A 16,561-nucleotide genomic window follows, 5' to 3' on the forward strand; every position below is an offset into this window, starting at 1 on the left:
AAGATAGAATGGAGTCACTATGGCTAGAGTATGCATGGGCATTACTAATTCTAATCGGATTAGAAGGATTATTGTCTGCTGACAATGCCCTTGTACTAGCAGTTATAGCAAAGCATTTACCGGAAGATCAGAAAAAAAGAGCCATAAATTACGGAATTATTATGGCTTTCGCTTTTAGATTTGCTGCACTTTTTGCAATTTCTTTTATTGCGAATGTCTGGCAGATACAGGCGATAGGAGCGGCTTATCTTCTTTACCTAGGATTAAAGCATGTCATTAAGGCACGGTTCGGGAAAGAAAATAAGAATATCCATAAGGACGATGAAAAGGAATCAGCTGGTAAAGGTTTCTGGCCCACAGTAGGGAAGATCGCATTAGCTGACCTAGCTTTTGCAATTGATTCAATTTTAGCTGCCGTTGCTCTTGCACTTGGCCTTCCAGATTCACCGTTGGACAATTTCGGTGGTATGGATGGAGGGAAATTTATTGTTGTAGTTCTTGGGGGTATTGCTGGTCTAATTTTAATTAAGTTTGCCGCAACCTGGTTTGTACAACTTCTAGAAAAGCGTCCGGCATTGGAAACAACAGCATATGCAATTGTTGCATGGGTCGGTGTCAAACTTGCTGTGATTACACTTGCTCATAAGGATATTGGAATATTGGATCATCACTTTCCGCACAGTACCACTTGGACCCTAATCTTTTATGGAGTATTGGTCGCTATTGCTCTAATTGGTTGGTTTGCACCAGGTAAAAAGGAATAAATTTTTGGTTTGTGAACATTGAACATTGTATTTAAATAACGTGGCTTTAACGGGATGAGGGTATTATCTTTGTCATTGCCAGTCTTCTTACTTCTTTATTCTTTTTCTATTATGTCTCCCTGTTTCTTTCTCAGTTCCTATGCTAAAAGTCGGTATCTACTGCTAAATAGTTGGTAGCTGAAGGTGTATGGTGAGGGTAGGAAGATTTAGATGGCACCTATGTACTGGTTCAATCTCAATCGATTCTTTCATAAAAGATCAACCATAATTCGGGCTGGATTCAATAGGATCCAGTCTTTTTTCTTTTGTTCAATACTCTTTAAAGCTTTGTCATAATCGGTTTTAAGTGCTGTCCGATTCTTTTCCCGTTGGGTTCCACAACATACAAAACCACGTATGATTCGCCTTTTCTTCTGTCTACCCTGTCTTAAAATTGCACCCTTTCCTGTCTTTTTTTATTCTCCCTCAATTATGGGGAAGAACTAAAAAGCCTATAAAAGAAACTATCCTCCAATACCATTCAAACTGTAGTAGGGTATTGGAGGAATCGTTTCAAACTAAACTAACGGTCTAATCACCATTTCATTCACATCGACATCGGACGGCTGCTCAATCGCAAAAGCGATCGAACGCGCGATAGATTCCGCCGGTAATGCAATGCGCCGGTATTCCTTCATAAAATCTATGGTATCCTTGTGTGTAATACTATCGGGAAGCTCAGATTCCGTTACGCCAGGCGATACAAGCGTCACACGAATGTTTTGTCCTGCTGTCTCTTGTCGCAACCCGTCCGTAATGGCCCGCACTGCATATTTAGTTGCAGAGTAGACTGCAGCTGTAGGGGATACCTCATAGGCGCCAATGGAGGCAACGTTAATGAATTGTCCAAAACCCTGTTTTTTCATAACTGGTAGTCCTGCGGCAATACCATGAAGAACCCCGCGGATATTAACGTCAATCATTTGATTCCATTCTTCAATTTTTAAAGCCTCTAACGGTGAGAGAGGCATAACGCCGGCATTGTTTACAATTGCATCTATCCGTCCAAAGTGACTCTGGGCCAGTTTGATTATTTCTTGCATTTGTTCAAGCTCTGTCACGTCAAGCCTTTGAAAAGCAACAGAACCACCATCCGTTTGTATCTCGGAAGCCAAGGCTTCTAGTCTTTCTACACGCCTGGCTCCAATTACAACATGAGTACCCTGGCTAGCGAGCAGACGGGCGGTTTCTTCCCCAATCCCGCTACTGGCACCTGTAATAATAACTGTTCTTCCTTCAAGTGAAGACACTATTATTCGCCTCCTTCTTTTTGTTCTTCTCGATATAGCACCATTCCTTCGTGATACAGTACACCGTTGACAAAGTCACCGTCAGCCGTAAAGCCTGTGTCATCCACATATTCAATATGGTTGCCTTCAATAGTATAGCTCCCTTGGTAAGCGCTCTTTCGATTACCACGGGCTTCATCGTACCGTCCATTCGGTAGTAGTTCATGTCGGATATGGCCATCTTTGGTGACCCACATGCCGACATAGGAATGTGAAGTTGCCTGTTCATTGTTCATTTCCTTTTCCCCTTTCGAGTGGTGATTTTCATTTGAATACTGAAAAGCTACTAACCATAAATTAAACGAAAGAACCAGTAACAGAACTCTGATTAATGCTCTGATCTTTGTCATAGTTTTATTATGAATCAATTTGAAAGCAGGGCGGTAGCTGGAATATGCACAAATCTTGCCTAATACTCCAAGAGACTATAGTATAATTAAAGTAAAAGTAGTGACACTCGGCGAAAAGGATGGGGGACGTTCCGTGAAACATAATGGAGAATTAACAGAGGTAATTGGGAATCATATAAGAACGGACGGTACACAGGAGACGGATATTCCGGGCTTACGCTTCATTCGCACATCTGAAAATTCTGAACCGGTGTATTCTGTCTATGAGCCGTCTCTCTGTATAGTAACTCAGGGCTCAAAAGTTGTCATGCTTGGAAAAGAAACCTTTCAATATGATCCAACTAGTTATTTGACTGCTTCTGTTCATTTGCCAATCACTGGTCAAGTCGTTGAGGCTTCACCGCAAATCCCCTATCTAAGTTTGCAGTTGCAGCTCGATATGAATCAGGTCCTTGAAATCCTTCAATCGTCGCCTCAAATAGGGAAGCCTAAAGGTGAATCAGGACGTGGTCTTGTAATTAGCCGTATGAGTGAATCGCTCCTCGATGCTGTGCTTCGACTCGTCCGACTCCTGGATACTCCACAAGATATCCCGGTACTTTCTCCCGGTCTCCAACGTGAGATCATTTACCGTGTTCTGCAGGATGAACAGAACGATCCCCTGAAGAAGTTTGCACTTATCGGAAGCCAAGCCCAGCGAATTGCAAAGGTAATTGATCAGATAAATCGTAACTTCGATCAGCCCCTTCGAGTTGAAGAGCTGGCTCAGCAAGTACGAATGAGCTCTTCATCCTTCTACAGTTATTTTAAGGAGGTCACAGGCATGAGTCCGATTCAGTATCAGAAACAGCTCCGCCTTCAGGAAGCACGCAGGCTACTCTTTACAGAAGAACTAAATGCGGCAGAGGCTTCATTCCAGGTCGGATACGAAAGCCCTTCCCATTTTAGTCGAGAATATACCCGCAAATTTGGCTTGCCTCCGGGGCAGGACCTTCGCCGGCTACGGGGAACGTTATAAGGAATTATCTTTTCCGATTTACTGTATGAAACGAGCAACTCAGAAACTGTAGAAGTGATATCAAAAATGTTCTTTCACTGTACGTTTGAAGAAGGTTCCTGACTAGAGATTATGCGTAAATCTGGAATAGAGAAGTTGGATCAAGATGACCGATTAGGATGGGTTCATATTGCCTTTTCATTACGAAGTGGAGAAGCTGTTGACCAGATGGCAACAAGACTACAAAAGGAGGCTATCATTTAGTTAATGGTCCCCGTGTCACCGGAGATGGCTACTATGAAAGTGTAATAGAAGATCCTGAGGGGAATCTACTAGAAGTAACTGTATAACTAAAGGATGAAAAAAAGTTGCCTTTTGGGGGCAACTTTTTCTATTCTTTTGGAACCGTTAGGTAGTAGTGATTTCCCGATTTACATGATATCTTCCAATCGGCACCACAGAAGGAGAACCCGAAATAGGGTCTTCTACCACCGTACAATCAAGCCCAAAGATGTCTTTAATTAAATTACTCGTAATAACATTTGACGGCTCACCCTCAGCAACAAGCTTTCCTTGATGAAGAGCAAAGATATGATCTGCATAACGCGCGGATAAGTTGATATCATGAAGAACCATTACAATCGTTGTACCGTGCTTTCGGTTAAGGTCAGTAAGCATATCCAAAATTTCCACTTGATAGGTGATATCTAAAAAGGTTGTTGGTTCGTCTAAAAACAAAATATCCGTTTGTTGCGCCAGTGCCATGGCAATCCAGACACGCTGTCTTTGACCGCCTGAAAGCTCATCGATGTGTCGATTTCCAAGCTCTGTAATATTCATAATTTCCATGGCTTCTGCAACGGCTTCATAGTCTTTTTTAGACCATCCACTAAACAGAGATTGGTGTGGAAACCGTCCTCGTCCCACCAAGTCTGCAACCGTTATTCCTTCAGGTACGATTGGGGATTGTGGAAGCAAGCCTACCATACGAGCTAATTGTTTTGGTGGAAATTTATTAATTGGCTTTCCGTCCAGAGTAACATTACCGGAGGTCGGTTTAATAAGCCTTGCCAATGTTTTGAGTAGAGTAGATTTCCCGCACGCATTCGCACCAATAATAACGTTGATTTTATTACTAGGGATCTCGAGGCTTATATCGTGGATCACCGTTTTATGATCATAGCCCGCAACTACTTGTTCAGCTTTAAAAATATGTTCCGGTTTCATTATAATTCTCCCTTTCGATTCATTCGGATTAGCAAGTAGATCAGATATGGCGCACCTATAATTCCGGTGATGACGCCAACAGGGTACCTAACTTCAAATGCAAACTGTCCGATTAGATCGGACGCCAAAACCAAATTTGCGCCAACAAGACCCGCAGGAATGATGTTTGAAAACCCTACTCCGACTAGTCTTTTTGCGATTGGTCCCGAAAGGAAAGCTACAAAGGCGATTGGCCCCGTGGTAGCTGTAGCCAATGCTAGGATGATTACGGAACTTATAATAAGTAAAATTCTAGTTCTATCTGTATGGACCCCAAGGGAAGTCGCGGTTTGCTCTCCAAGCTCCAATATGCCTAGATGTCTGCCCAGCATCACAATAACAGGTACGAAGATAAGAACGGTAATGACAAGAGGCGGAAGTTCATCCATTTGTGAACCATTTAGACTTCCACTTAGCCATCTAAGCGCTGCTGGAATATCTTGTTGTGCACCAACGAGTAGAAGATAGGATATTAAAGCGTTGAGCATGGCTTGTATGCCTATTCCAACTAAGATTAATCTTCCAATGGAAAATGACCTTCCTCTAGAAAAAAGATAAATGAACACAACGGTAACTAGACCAGCGATGACCGAAGCGATGGAAACCATCGTATTACTTGTATGAAGAATGAGGATACAAAAAACAGCCGCAGCGCTTGATCCAGTAGTTATCCCAATGACATTCGGGTTTGCGAGTGGATTCCGTAACATCGTCTGAAATGTGTTTCCACCAATTCCGAAAGCGAAGCCTGCAAATAGACCCGCTAGCATTCTAGGTAGCCGTATGGTATGAATAGCAAAAGAGGCACCATTGATTTGCTCTCCCAGAAGCACTCTGATGACATCTATTAGTGGATAGATGGTGCTCCCTAGTAAAAGCATCGCACAGCACAGCGCACATAAAAGGATCGTAAGTAAACCAGTAACAAGTATCCATCGGCGTCGTCTTTGACGTCTACCAGCTATAATAAATTCAACGGATTGATTCTTCATAATGAACTCACTTTCGCTTTCCGAGCTAGTATGATGAGTATCGGAGCTCCAATAAATGCTGTAACGACACCAACCTCAAGCTCTCCTGGTCTACCAATGATTCTGCCAGCGATATCCGATATTGTTAAAATGATTGCTCCTGAAAGAGCGGACATCGGAATAATGAGCCGCATGTCGGGACCAAAGATAAGGCGAATGATGTGAGTGGATAATAACCCTACAAATCCAATTGGACCTGCTAGAGCAGTAGTTGCCCCGCACAAAAGAACACCGGCAAAGGCCGCAGTAAACCTCAGTATGCCTGTTCGAACACCCAGTCCTGTCGCTACCTCATCTCCAAGTGCCAATGCATTAAGAGCTGAAGTGGAAATCGAACCTAGCAATATTCCGACGATGAGAAAGGGGATGAATGTTATAATAGATTCCCAGTTTCCAGCCCCAACGCTCCCCACTTGCCAAAATCTAAATTGATCCATGACATAGGAACGTGGAATCATAATCGCAATTACCAGGGAAGAAAGGGCAGCACTTGTAGCGGCCCCAGCCAAAACAAGTTTAAGAGGCGTAGCACCGCCACGCCCCATAGAACCAATTCCGAATACAAAAACAGCGGTAATCATTGCCCCAGCTAAAGCAAACCAAATATATTGATAGGATGTGCTAATGTTCAAGAAGGCAATGCCACTTACCACAAATAAGGCAGCACCTGTGTTTACTCCAAGGATACTCGGATCGGCAATGGGATTACGAGTGACCGCTTGCATAAGGGCACCAGAAACACCAAGTGCAGCACCACAAAATAAACCGAAAATAGTCCGAGGTATCCTCTTACGAACAACGCTTGCCCCATAGGAATCTACTTCTGGATGAAATAAACCGTCTATTAATACATGGTATCCCACCGGACGAGAACCAAAGACTAAAGAGGCGATCACACATAGTGTGAGCACCCCTATACATACCAGTATAATCGCTATTCTATTCCTGAGAACAAAATAGTTTAACCAATTATGTTTTGAATCTGAAAAATTATTCATCTATCTTTTCAATAGCTCCTCCAATTAATTCTAGGTACTCATCAATGGTATAAGCTATAGATAGTGGATTTGGGTTTCCGGATGCTGCTAAAGGAGTACCATTTCCTATAAATACAACAGAACCTCTTTCAATTGCCGGAATCTTGCCAAGCAGGGGATCTGATTTCACTGCTTCGTATAAGCTTTCATCCCCATATCCAATAATGATATCTGCATCGTTCAGGATATCCGCATTCTCAGCACTTAATTGTAAAGAATAGTTGTTCGGATCTTTGATTGCATTTTTCACACTTTCCGGATATTCCATGCCCAGCTCAATAAGAAACGAGCCACGTGGGTCTGCATGTGTGTATATGTGGAGCTGAGATAAATCTTCAGCTGAGAAGTTCGCCCATACTACTTTCTTCCCTTTGATTTCTGGATATTCACTTGCTTTTTCCTTAATCAATTCCTCGGTATCCTTAATGAGCTGCTCGCCCTCTTCTTTCATCCCCATACCTGTTGCATTTAAGATTACCTGTTCACGCCAAGTTGTTAACCAAGGGCTTGTCGGATAAGCCACAACTGGAGCGATTTGACTAAGAATGTCATAGTCTTCTTGTGTGATACCAGAGTAGGCAGCAAGAATCACGTCTGGGTTTGTATCTGAAATGGCTTCAAAATCAAGACCATCTGTATCTTGGAAAACATTCGGGTCCTCGACACCAAGTTCCTTTAACTTTTCAGCTGTCCAAGGCAACAATCCGCTGTCATCTTGTACGCCGTAGTTCGCCGCTGAAAATCCTACAGGTACAACTCCGAGAGCAAGAGCAACATCATGATTCGCCCATTGAATAGTAGCTACTCGTTCAGGCTTGCTCTCAATAACCGTTTTACCAAAAGCATGCTCGATTTCTATCGGGTACTTAGTGGAATCTTCACTGGAAGAAGCAGTTTCTGTATTTTCTGTACTTGTAGAATCACTCTCAGCCGAAGCTGAATCAGATTCCTTGGCTTGGCACCCAAATAGTAGTGTGATGCTCACAGCCAAAATAAATAATGTTGTTAATGAAATGTTGCGTTTTGCCTTCATTTGCATATCCACCCTTATCCTTTAATATATTAAAAAATTGCAAATTAACTTTACGGATTGAATCACATACATGATCATTATGTAAATTAAATAAAAATAAACTATGGCCTTCCTCTCCGACGGGGGGAGAAATTTTTGCAACCCTTTTAATTGATAATGATTATCATTCACAATGATATATGCTCTTTTACAAGTTGTCAATGAATAATTCATGATGTAGTGGAATTGCAGCCGTGCTATTAAAATATTAATACTCCGGTTATTCCTTGAACAAAAGGTCTCTTTTTATTTGCTTTGGAAATTATACAATTGACTTAGCGTGGCTTTAGAACCATTCCCATAAAACAAAGGATGTCTCCCAAGCAGAGACATCCTTAAACCATTATTCTGTTAGACGATTGCTTTTAAACTAGTGATGGTGACTATTATTACCATTACTATCTTCTTGGTTTTTGGTTTCTTCATTTAAGGAATTTAACTCCTCTTTTGAAACAGTTCCTACAATGAATCGTTTCTTTGGCATGACATGAAGACCTTTCGCCGTTACATGGGTCTGAATATAATATATACCATCTTGTTGAAAAGTCTTTTTAATACTGTAAATACCATTCTTTTCATTATTGGCTTTAATCATTTCACTAGCTTCCTTGTTATTTTCGCTCCAAATTTCAAATTGAACATCATCTGCTTCCTCTATATTTCCCTGACCTTGTGTTACTATAACCTTCAATATACTTTCTGTATTTAGATAGATTTCCTCTGGCAATTGTATCTCAGCTTCCACGACTTCGGGTATAGGATTCCCATTGTTGGAAGAATTAGAGTTAGCTGTACAGGCTGAAAGGAGTAATAAAATAATAGCCATTGCAATGCTTAGAAACAAATTGTTCACTTTTTTCCTCCCCCTCCTTCAATACAACCAAGTTTTTACTGGTTTTACTTTCTTTAACACAAAACGGTCTAGTAAAAATATTGCTATTATTGAAATCCCTACTAAAGGCATAATAACCCCCATAGCTATCATGAAAAAGAATACCGCTCTTGTAATTTTCTCATCGATTGACCTGGGAGGAGCCCCTAACTTGTTATCAGGCTTTCTTTTTCTCCACATTATAAAGGCGCTGACGATAAAGCCAATTAATCCTATACAAACAATAAGTCCAATAATCTGATTTGCTAAACCGAATAGTCGACCCTCATGCAATGCTATACCCACAGATATCCCTTTTGCCATGATTCCATAATCATCAAATCGAACATCACTCAAAATAGAACCCGTGTATTGATCTACATGTAATGTAGCACTATCTTTAGGACTTGTATCGTCCGTTGAGATAGTGAAAACACCTTTCTCCCCTTGTGGCATGTAAATGGCATAAGGTTGCGATATATCTTCATTACTAGCAATATAGGATATATCATCTACGGCTAATGGGACATACCCATTGACAGCAGATGATGGAACAGCTAGGTTCTCTGTTGCCCATGGTACATTTTCAGCAATATCCTTTGTTTTCACTATAGACTCTGGCTTCTCAGCAAATATAGTAGCGAAAGGAGGATAGCCTGTATTCGTTGAAGAGGCAAGATTTTTGATTTGTTCGCCGACTACGCCTGACCATGTAAGTCCAGTTGTAATTAGGATCAAAATAAAGGTGGATAACCAAAATGCAGGGACAGCGTGCATATCCCGCCAAAAGGTTCTTCCCTTCTTATTCAATCTTGGTAAGACAGTTCCCCATATAGAACTTTTATTTCGTGGCCACCACATATACAGACCCGTTATTAATAAAATAAAAGCCCAACATGCTGTCAATTCGACCCATCGATTAGCTATGGTTCCACCAACAAGCAATTCGCTATGGATTTTTTTAAATATTTCTGTGAATCTTTCTTCATTATTTATTCGACCTGTGAGTTCCCCGTTATAAGGGTTTACAAAAACAGAATATATTTGACCGTTTTCTGATACGCCAATCTCAGTTGTTCGGGAGGGCTCGTCATAAAATTTTATGGATGTAACGGTTCCGTTAGGGTATGCTTCTTTTACTTTAGATATCTGGGAAGAAGGAGACAAAGTTGTTGATCCTTCCTCTTGAACATAGTACTGGTCTTGATAGAGTATAGACTCAATTTGTGGTTTGAATAAGTAAACAGATCCACTGAAAGCAAGGATAATCAGGAAGGGGGCAAAGATTATACCTGCATAGAAGTGCCACCTCCACACAGTTTGATAGAGGGAGGCTCTGTTTTGTTTAAAAGTCTTTTGTTTATCAGCTTGCATGGGTTGTTCTAATTTTGTAGATTTCACTTGATAAGCTCCTTTACTTATTAGAATGGCAACAGGGCTCACCACTCATTTTTTCTTTAATAGCTGTAATCGCTCCTTCAAAATGATAGATATCCCCTCCGAACCCTAACTGAAATTGTTTAGCATTCTTTATTGAATCAAGGACAATAACTTGTGGTTGACAGCAATTAAGATTAATATCCGGATTCAGAAGAAACGTTGCCATTTTTGCACTAATCGTTGTATCTTTAAGGAAATCCTGACAAATGATTTGGGAGACTTTATTTTCAATGTCCTTATATCTAAGTAGACCACAATGAGGACAACATGTTTGTTCCACTTGCTGGTTTAGCTTAATGATCTTAACGGATTGCCGAGAAGTCGCAGGCTTATGGCAATAGGTGCAATGATCAGGAGATAGAAGGTTTTCACGAGCAAGAGTAACTCCATTTGCAGTTTTGAACACCTTCTTTTGCTCAATCAGTGGTTTTATGTCGCGGTAGATTGTCATTTCGGAGACACCCAATCTCTTGCTAATATTTGATACCCGCAATGTTCCCTCATTTTCTAACCATGTTACTATTTGTTTTTGTCTCTCAATTGGTAACATCTATATCTCGCCTCGCTTTTATAAGATAACGATTCATAAATTTACTTGGATCACTTACTTTAAGGTATTTTATTTTTTTGACATGTACAAGAGTATTTGTGATAAAAAATGTGGAAAAATGTTAAAGCGTAACAATTTAGACTTGAATCTGTAACTAAGTTTACATAATTTAAGATATGAGAATCTTAGTCCCCATACTGTTTTTACGTATTGGATAGAAAAGTCTATTTTGTGCTACTTATAGGATCACCCGTCCGTTGACATATCATTGAATACTCCATTTGTAACTGGAAACGATATAAATGAGTAATTTCAGACTTTATAACGATGGAGGAATTCACATGTCTAAAGAAGAAAATCCAGACAAGAAGTTCAAGCATGGTGGAAATGACAGCACCAAAAGACCAGACGAGCAAAGAAGAGGAAAAGGGAAGTCAAATTCCAGAGGAAAGTTGCGATAGCAGCCCAAAAGACAAGGTCACAGCACCTTGTCTTTTGTTATATATTAGGAAAGTATTAAAAGTTTCACAAGGAGAAATTCAACGTAGTAATAGTTTCAAGGTTTCAAGTATAAGCGCACAAAGGAATGCGCTGTGGGTAGAACTAGGGCTTAGCCGCTTCTTATAGGCGTGGAGCAAAACCGAGTTTTCTTTATATATAAAAATAAACTCTTTTATTGTGCCAAGTAATTCAAATGGAAGATTATGTTATGATGAAAGTATAACCGGTGAAGAGAGTTTTATTTTTACGGGGTTTTATGTGATCGGGCTCGGTGTGGCCTTCATATACTACCATGTCTTTTTCTTTCTCAATGGGATAGGCAAAAGTCGGAAGGAGAGAAACGATGAAAAAAAGTGAGATCCTCTTAACTGTAATTGGTTCACTATTAACGTTACTTGGAATCATTTTTATTTTCTCAAGTGTCCATTTTGGTACCACACTAGCAGAAGTCTGGTTATCAGAACTGGGTGGAGCGGACACTATGGAATATCAAATCAGAATGAAGAGTTATACAAATAATTTCTTAGTATCAGGCGGTATCCTTTTTGGTATTGGACTTTGTACGATTGTGTTTTCCATTGCAAGATGGGCTATTTCCAATGACAAGTACATAACGAAACAAGAAGAATCCTAATTGGCTAAACGATTAGGGTTTTTTTGCGAAAAAATCCCTATCCATATATGTAATCAATAATAGATTTAAAGAGATACATAAAAACTTTTTTATCATGAATTGTTACCAATTACACAGTTGACCGTTTAATAAGTGAGGGGGGAGCAGATGAAAGACATAGATGGAATATACCATGCTTATTTTCAAGATGTATATCGATTTCTGCTCTCTCTTTGTCGGGACCATCATACAGCAGAAGACTTGGTCCAAGAAACGTTTTTTCGAGCGTATCTTTATATTGAACACTACGCAGGGGGAAAGGCGAAAACATGGCTTTTTACCGTGGCGTACAGGGCGTTTATCGATCATTATCGAAAGCAGAAAAGAACAGTGATCAAAGATCGAAGTTTTTTTCATAAGCTTTTTGATAAGCGAAAATCAGTCGAGGATTCCGTCGTAATCGGAGAAGAGATACAAGAGGTCATTCATTTGTTAGAGGACCTTCCAATAAAACACAAGCATGCGGTACTTCTTCACGATTTTCATGGATTGTCGCAAAAAGAAGCGGCATTTGTTATGGACGTGCAGATAAGTCATTTTAAAGTTTTGTTATTTAGAGGGAGACAGGCCATAAGACATAGAAAGGCGGTAGAAGATTATGAGTGAGGAATTTAAGCGGAAGCTAGAAGCTTATGAAAAAGGTCAGTTGACTCAGCAAGAGATAGAAGAATTTGAAAAAGAGCTAGATCGGTATGAGCAATACCAGGAATCTTTAATGGAAGAAAAGCAAGGGGATACTAATGAAGGGTTAGATGAGAGGAAGCAGAAGCGTGTCTTAAGACGAGGGAAGTGGAAAGCAAGAATTCAAACAGCTCTTACTGCACTATTAATGGTTATCGTTTTCTATATCGTATCATCGGTTCTTACTTCCATTTATTATGCATGGGGAACTCCAGACCGCACAGATGTGTATCGAAATGTCATTGATCATACGCTGACTGTAACAAATCCGTATGGATATATGGGTGGAACCAGTGTCGATGTCCAGCCATTTTTCAGAATGGAAGCAACAAGAGAATTAAACAAAAGCGTCGGTCATGATACGTTTCAAATAGGAGAAATGAAGGTGGATTTCCTTTTTTCCATGATGGGGGTTGTGGAAGAAGAATCGTACGGGAAGCAGTCCCAGAATATCCCGACCTTTTTATATCCCGGCTCTAATATAGGTGTGGATTCACAATGGGATCGATTAGAGCGACTACCAGAGGGGACGGTTGTCTCAGCGTATCTCTCTTTTAATAAGCTTATTGGAACAAGAGAAGTATTTGACCAATTTGAAGATAATGACATGGATGTTCTCTGGTTAGCTGTTGATACTGGAGTAGAATCACCGTCTGAAAGTGATGGAGTGATTAGCTTTCCTTTAGGGTTTCCGAGCTTTCCTATATGGCATGACGATGACATGATTCTCCATTCAAGAGAAGAAAAGAAAGGACATTTTGGAGGAGTTGTGAGTGAATCTTATTCGTCACCAGAGTCTTCCACAGATGATGTGGAGGTCTACCATAAGCAATTTTTAAAAACCTTATCTTTTTTAGAAGACCATGAGAAGATAGTATCCAAGCTCTTGTTTGGAGAATTAGATTTATCCGATCGAATTGCTTATTTAGAAGAAAACGAAGTGAAGCATTATGGTGTGGTAATTACAGGGCCAACGAAGGAAGTGCTTAAATTACAAGAGGAGCCTTGGATCGGAAATATAGAGGTGGATGAAGTTGGTTTTTGGAATTGGATAAGTTAGAGGTAAACGAAAGAGCTGTTTTCAGCTCTTTTTAAATGTTAAGAAAATTAAATAGAGTTAGTCTTTTTATAATTCTATTGACCCACTAGCTAATATACTTTAGTCTACTAATTATAGTAAAAAAGTATTATGGTTTTATCCATCAACGGTACTTAATAACTACATAAATAGAAGATAAAGGCAAAATATTCGAAAGGGTATGACGCAAAGCTTAGGGTCTAAGGTAATTTTTACTACGATCGCCTGGTTACCAAAACAATGTTTCTTTGGCTATTCTTATTTTAAGAATAGCTTTTTTATTTATGTAGACTGTTAGATTGATATTTTTTTACTAAATCATGTACAGGAGAGAAAAAAATGATAAAAAAGTTAAGGTTTAAAAATCTTACAATTGGTTGGAAGTATGGACTTATTCTAATTCTTATATTTTTATTATTCGGGATTGCGACTACAGTTGTAACTAACCAGGTAAATAATATCGGAGACAATGTCGATGCATTAGAAAGAAGAGGAGATAGAGCCATTAAAATTACGGAAATGGGCTCCTTAACTCGATCCAAAAGTATTCGGGTAAACAGTTACGTTATGGAACAAAATCAATCGTATGTGGATGAATATAAAGCTCGGCAAGAAGAATTTAATACCTTAGAAGCGGATGTTAGAAGTAAGATGGATTCAGAACGTGAGCTAGAATTGTTTAATCAAATCGTGGCATTAGACAAAGAACTAAATGACTTATTTTTAGAGGAAATCATTCCTGCTGCAGAAGCTGGTGAGAATACAGATAGTTTAAATGATAGAGCTGGGGAACTTAGATCAGAGACAGTCGATCTTTTACAGGAACTTCGTAATATCGTTAACGAACAACGTTCGCAGGCTATTGATACTACTAAGGAAAGTCAAGAATTAGCATTAATTATTCTTATCATTTCCATGGCTGCCTCCATCATAATTGGAGGAATACTAGTAATACTTGTTAGTCGTGTTATATCACGTAACCTAAACAGGGTTGTAGAAGTTAGTAATCAGATAGCGGATGGCAATCTTTCTGTAGAGAATGTAAATTACGATGGAAAAGATGAAATTGGAAGTTTGACTAGCGCAATTAATAAGATGAGCGATAATTTAAGAACCATTATTCGATCTGTTTCTGATGTTTCGGAGACAGTCAGCAGTCAAAGTGAAGAATTAACACAGTCTGCTGGTGAAGTGAAAGCTGGTACTCAGCAGATTGCCGCAACCATGCAGGAATTGGCTACTGGTGCAGAGACACAAGCGAATAATGCAAGTGACCTTACCTTAACGATGAAATCCTTTGTAGCAAAAGTTTCGGATGCAAACCGTAACGGTGGAGAAATCTTTGAATCTTCTAATATGATACTTGGCATGACGGAAGATGGCAGCAAGCTTATGATGAATTCCATTCAACAAATGGCTAAAATAGACCAAATTGTTAAAGGTTCTGTAGAAAAGGTGAAGGGACTAGATTCCCAATCTCAAGAAATTTCAAAATTAGTATCTGTAATCAAAGATGTTGCTGAACAAACTAATTTACTAGCTTTAAATGCTGCTATTGAAGCGGCTAGAGCAGGAGAACACGGAAAAGGGTTTGCGGTAGTCGCTGATGAGGTTCGAAAACTTGCCGAACAGGTAGCGGATTCGGTGAAAGATATAACCGAAATCGTTGGAAGTATTCAAAATGAGTCCTCTACTGTTGTGGTGGCGCTTGAGGATGGATATAAAGAAGTAGAAGAAGGAACGAATCAAATTAAAACAACAGGAGATACGTTCAATAGTATAAATTCGTCTGTTGAAGGAATGGTCTCAAGTATTAAATCCGTCACAACTAGCCTATCTGAAATCTCTACTAGTAGTCAGGAGATGAATACATCCATTGAGGAAGTAGCATCTATTTCTGAAGAGTCAGCTGCAGGGGTTGAACAAACATCAGCTTCGGCTCAACAAGCTAGTAGCTCTATGGAAGAAATTTCAGCTAGTTCTGATGAATTATCAAAACTGGCAGATAAGCTAAACGGGCTAGTACGTCAATTTACTTTATAGAAAATTCGCTAAGATAGTTAGTTGCAATGGCTCTAACTGTCTTAGCTTTACATAAAAAAGGGAAGAATGAATTATTGGAAAGGTGAAGTTAGATGAAAATTGCTATGGTCAAAGAACCTTCTTTGATTAGAGATGGAATTATTTCTTTTTTGGAACAACAATACCCAGGGACAAATGTGCTTGTTTTAAATTCCCGAAATTATACAAGTTTATTGCAGGAAAGCTTGGGTGTAATGGATTTAATATTCGTAGATTTAATAGCGGACATCGATATGACAGAAATAGTTCGCACCATGATAGATTCCAATCAAAAGGTAGTTTTATGTACTTCTCAAACAGAGAATGAAGGATTGCTACCTCTTTTCAAGATGAATTTAAATGGATATTTATTTGATGGAATGACTTCTGATGAGTTAAAAAATGCAATTACAGTAGTAAATAACGGTGGTAGGTACATCCATCCATCATTATCCCAGTTTTTGTTGAAAGACTATATTGAAATACAAAGTATTAGAAGCAATAAGCCAATCGGGTTGTTTTCCAAACGGGAATGGGAGGTAATGGAGCAGTTGGCGAAGGGGTCTAAGAATGACGAAATTGCTGCGAATCTTTATATATCCGAAAAAACGGTAAAGAACCATGTAAGTAAAATATTGAAAAAGTTAGAAGTTACAGATCGTACAAATGCGGTACTAACTGCGATTCGAAATAAATGGTTTGTTGTTTAAAAATGGGAAGGCACGTCATGAACATATAATAATGGGCTAGTATTATGAAGGATCATTTTAACCTTTATGGCCAGAATTGATAGAAGTAATTGTTTAAAAGAACGTGGTATTCATTTTGGATAGCGCGTTTTTTGCTTGTTTGACTGTAATT

Annotated in this window: 16 protein-coding genes and 1 riboswitch; of the genes, 7 read left to right on the forward strand and 9 right to left on the reverse strand. The window is 39.5% G+C overall.

The window, feature by feature from the left end; translation table 11 throughout:
- The first annotated feature begins 8 nt into the window (after positions 1–8).
- Positions 9–764, forward strand: coding sequence for a TerC family protein (locus tag KO561_RS00865; protein ID WP_231095230.1), 756 nt, complete (start codon positions 9–11; stop codon positions 762–764).
- Between the two features lie 557 nt (positions 765–1,321).
- Here the strand turns inward: KO561_RS00865 and KO561_RS00870 are convergent.
- Together KO561_RS00870 and KO561_RS00875 are read right to left on the reverse strand one after the other, a co-directional pair.
- Positions 1,322–2,053 carry an SDR family oxidoreductase gene (locus KO561_RS00870; protein ID WP_231095231.1) on the reverse strand — a complete coding sequence of 244 codons (732 nt, stop codon included), beginning with the start codon at positions 2,051–2,053 and terminating at the stop codon, positions 1,322–1,324.
- A gap of 2 nt (positions 2,054–2,055) precedes the next feature.
- Positions 2,056–2,328: an Atu4866 domain-containing protein gene (locus KO561_RS00875; protein ID WP_231095232.1), complete on the reverse strand. Its 273-nt coding sequence runs from the start codon at positions 2,326–2,328 to the stop codon at positions 2,056–2,058.
- A gap of 247 nt (positions 2,329–2,575) precedes the next feature.
- Between KO561_RS00875 and KO561_RS00880 the strand changes: the two genes are divergently transcribed.
- On the forward strand, positions 2,576–3,460 hold the full coding sequence (locus KO561_RS00880; protein WP_231095233.1) for an AraC family transcriptional regulator: 885 nt from the start codon (positions 2,576–2,578) through the stop codon (positions 3,458–3,460).
- Between the two features lie 387 nt (positions 3,461–3,847).
- On the opposite strand, the gene KO561_RS00890 is transcribed toward KO561_RS00880, so the two are convergent.
- From KO561_RS00890 to KO561_RS00920, 7 genes are all read right to left on the reverse strand, one after another.
- Complete coding sequence (locus KO561_RS00890) at positions 3,848–4,666, reverse strand: ABC transporter ATP-binding protein (protein WP_231095235.1); 819 nt, start codon at positions 4,664–4,666, stop codon at positions 3,848–3,850.
- Positions 4,666–5,697, reverse strand: coding sequence for a FecCD family ABC transporter permease (locus tag KO561_RS00895; protein ID WP_231095236.1), 1,032 nt, complete (start codon positions 5,695–5,697; stop codon positions 4,666–4,668). The genes KO561_RS00890 and KO561_RS00895 overlap by 1 nt, the downstream gene beginning before the upstream one ends.
- Complete coding sequence (locus KO561_RS00900; RefSeq protein ID WP_231095237.1) at positions 5,694–6,734, reverse strand: FecCD family ABC transporter permease; 1,041 nt, start codon at positions 6,732–6,734, stop codon at positions 5,694–5,696. The genes KO561_RS00895 and KO561_RS00900 overlap by 4 nt, the downstream gene beginning before the upstream one ends.
- Entirely contained in the window at positions 6,727–7,806 is a 1,080-nt protein-coding gene (locus tag KO561_RS00905; RefSeq protein WP_231095238.1) for an iron-siderophore ABC transporter substrate-binding protein, read from the reverse strand. The genes KO561_RS00900 and KO561_RS00905 overlap by 8 nt, the downstream gene beginning before the upstream one ends.
- A 409-nt stretch (positions 7,807–8,215) precedes the next feature.
- On the reverse strand, positions 8,216–8,698 hold the full coding sequence (locus tag KO561_RS00910; RefSeq protein WP_231095240.1) for a FixH family protein: 483 nt from the start codon (positions 8,696–8,698) through the stop codon (positions 8,216–8,218).
- An 18-nt stretch (positions 8,699–8,716) separates the two neighbouring features.
- Complete coding sequence (locus tag KO561_RS00915) at positions 8,717–10,117, reverse strand: PepSY-associated TM helix domain-containing protein (protein ID WP_408004833.1); 1,401 nt, start codon at positions 10,115–10,117, stop codon at positions 8,717–8,719.
- 13 nt (positions 10,118–10,130) lie between these two features.
- Positions 10,131–10,706: a DeoR family transcriptional regulator gene (locus KO561_RS00920; RefSeq protein ID WP_231095242.1), complete on the reverse strand. Its 576-nt coding sequence runs from the start codon at positions 10,704–10,706 to the stop codon at positions 10,131–10,133.
- Between the two features lie 844 nt (positions 10,707–11,550).
- Here KO561_RS00920 and KO561_RS00925 point away from each other — a divergent pair.
- From KO561_RS00925 to KO561_RS00945, 5 genes are all read left to right on the forward strand, one after another.
- Complete coding sequence (locus KO561_RS00925) at positions 11,551–11,841, forward strand: hypothetical protein (protein ID WP_231095244.1); 291 nt, start codon at positions 11,551–11,553, stop codon at positions 11,839–11,841.
- A 147-nt stretch (positions 11,842–11,988) separates the two neighbouring features.
- Positions 11,989–12,486, forward strand: a complete 498-nt coding sequence (locus tag KO561_RS00930) for a sigma-70 family RNA polymerase sigma factor (RefSeq protein ID WP_231095247.1) — start codon at positions 11,989–11,991, stop codon at positions 12,484–12,486.
- Entirely contained in the window at positions 12,479–13,621 is a 1,143-nt protein-coding gene (locus KO561_RS00935) for an anti-sigma factor (RefSeq protein ID WP_231095249.1), read from the forward strand. Before KO561_RS00930 ends, KO561_RS00935 begins: the two co-directional genes overlap by 8 nt.
- Before the next feature lie 169 nt (positions 13,622–13,790).
- Positions 13,791–13,876: riboswitch (cyclic di-GMP riboswitch) on the forward strand.
- Between the two features lie 102 nt (positions 13,877–13,978).
- Positions 13,979–15,682 carry a methyl-accepting chemotaxis protein gene (locus KO561_RS00940; RefSeq protein WP_231095251.1) on the forward strand — a complete coding sequence of 568 codons (1,704 nt, stop codon included), beginning with the start codon at positions 13,979–13,981 and terminating at the stop codon, positions 15,680–15,682.
- Positions 15,683–15,774: 92 nt separating this feature from the next.
- A complete protein-coding gene (locus tag KO561_RS00945) occupies positions 15,775–16,410 on the forward strand; it encodes a response regulator transcription factor (RefSeq protein WP_231095253.1) in 636 nt (211 codons plus the stop codon).
- The last annotated feature ends 151 nt before the right edge of the window (positions 16,411–16,561 follow it).

It is taken from the genome of Radiobacillus kanasensis, assembly GCF_021049245.1.
GTDB classification, from domain to species: Bacteria; Bacillota; Bacilli; order Bacillales; family Amphibacillaceae; genus Radiobacillus; species Radiobacillus kanasensis.

Bases quoted from the DNA above. Each gene is read 5' to 3' on its own strand.
- KO561_RS00865 (WP_231095230.1), top strand. From the start codon at position 9: ATGGAGTCACTATGGCTAGAGTATGCATGGGCATTACTAATTCTAATC.
- KO561_RS00875 (WP_231095232.1), bottom strand. From the start codon at position 2,328: ATGAACAATGAACAGGCAACTTCACATTCCTATGTCGGCATGTGGGTC.
- KO561_RS00890 (WP_231095235.1), bottom strand. From the start codon at position 4,666: ATGAAACCGGAACATATTTTTAAAGCTGAACAAGTAGTTGCGGGCTAT.
- KO561_RS00895 (WP_231095236.1), bottom strand. From the start codon at position 5,697: ATGAAGAATCAATCCGTTGAATTTATTATAGCTGGTAGACGTCAAAGA.
- KO561_RS00900 (WP_231095237.1), bottom strand. From the start codon at position 6,734: ATGAATAATTTTTCAGATTCAAAACATAATTGGTTAAACTATTTTGTT.
- KO561_RS00905 (WP_231095238.1), bottom strand. From the start codon at position 7,806: ATGAAGGCAAAACGCAACATTTCATTAACAACATTATTTATTTTGGCT.
- KO561_RS00920 (WP_231095242.1), bottom strand. From the start codon at position 10,706: ATGTTACCAATTGAGAGACAAAAACAAATAGTAACATGGTTAGAAAAT.
- KO561_RS00925 (WP_231095244.1), top strand. From the start codon at position 11,551: ATGAAAAAAAGTGAGATCCTCTTAACTGTAATTGGTTCACTATTAACG.
- KO561_RS00930 (WP_231095247.1), top strand. From the start codon at position 11,989: ATGAAAGACATAGATGGAATATACCATGCTTATTTTCAAGATGTATAT.
- KO561_RS00935 (WP_231095249.1), top strand. From the start codon at position 12,479: ATGAGTGAGGAATTTAAGCGGAAGCTAGAAGCTTATGAAAAAGGTCAG.
- KO561_RS00940 (WP_231095251.1), top strand. From the start codon at position 13,979: ATGATAAAAAAGTTAAGGTTTAAAAATCTTACAATTGGTTGGAAGTAT.
- KO561_RS00945 (WP_231095253.1), top strand. From the start codon at position 15,775: ATGAAAATTGCTATGGTCAAAGAACCTTCTTTGATTAGAGATGGAATT.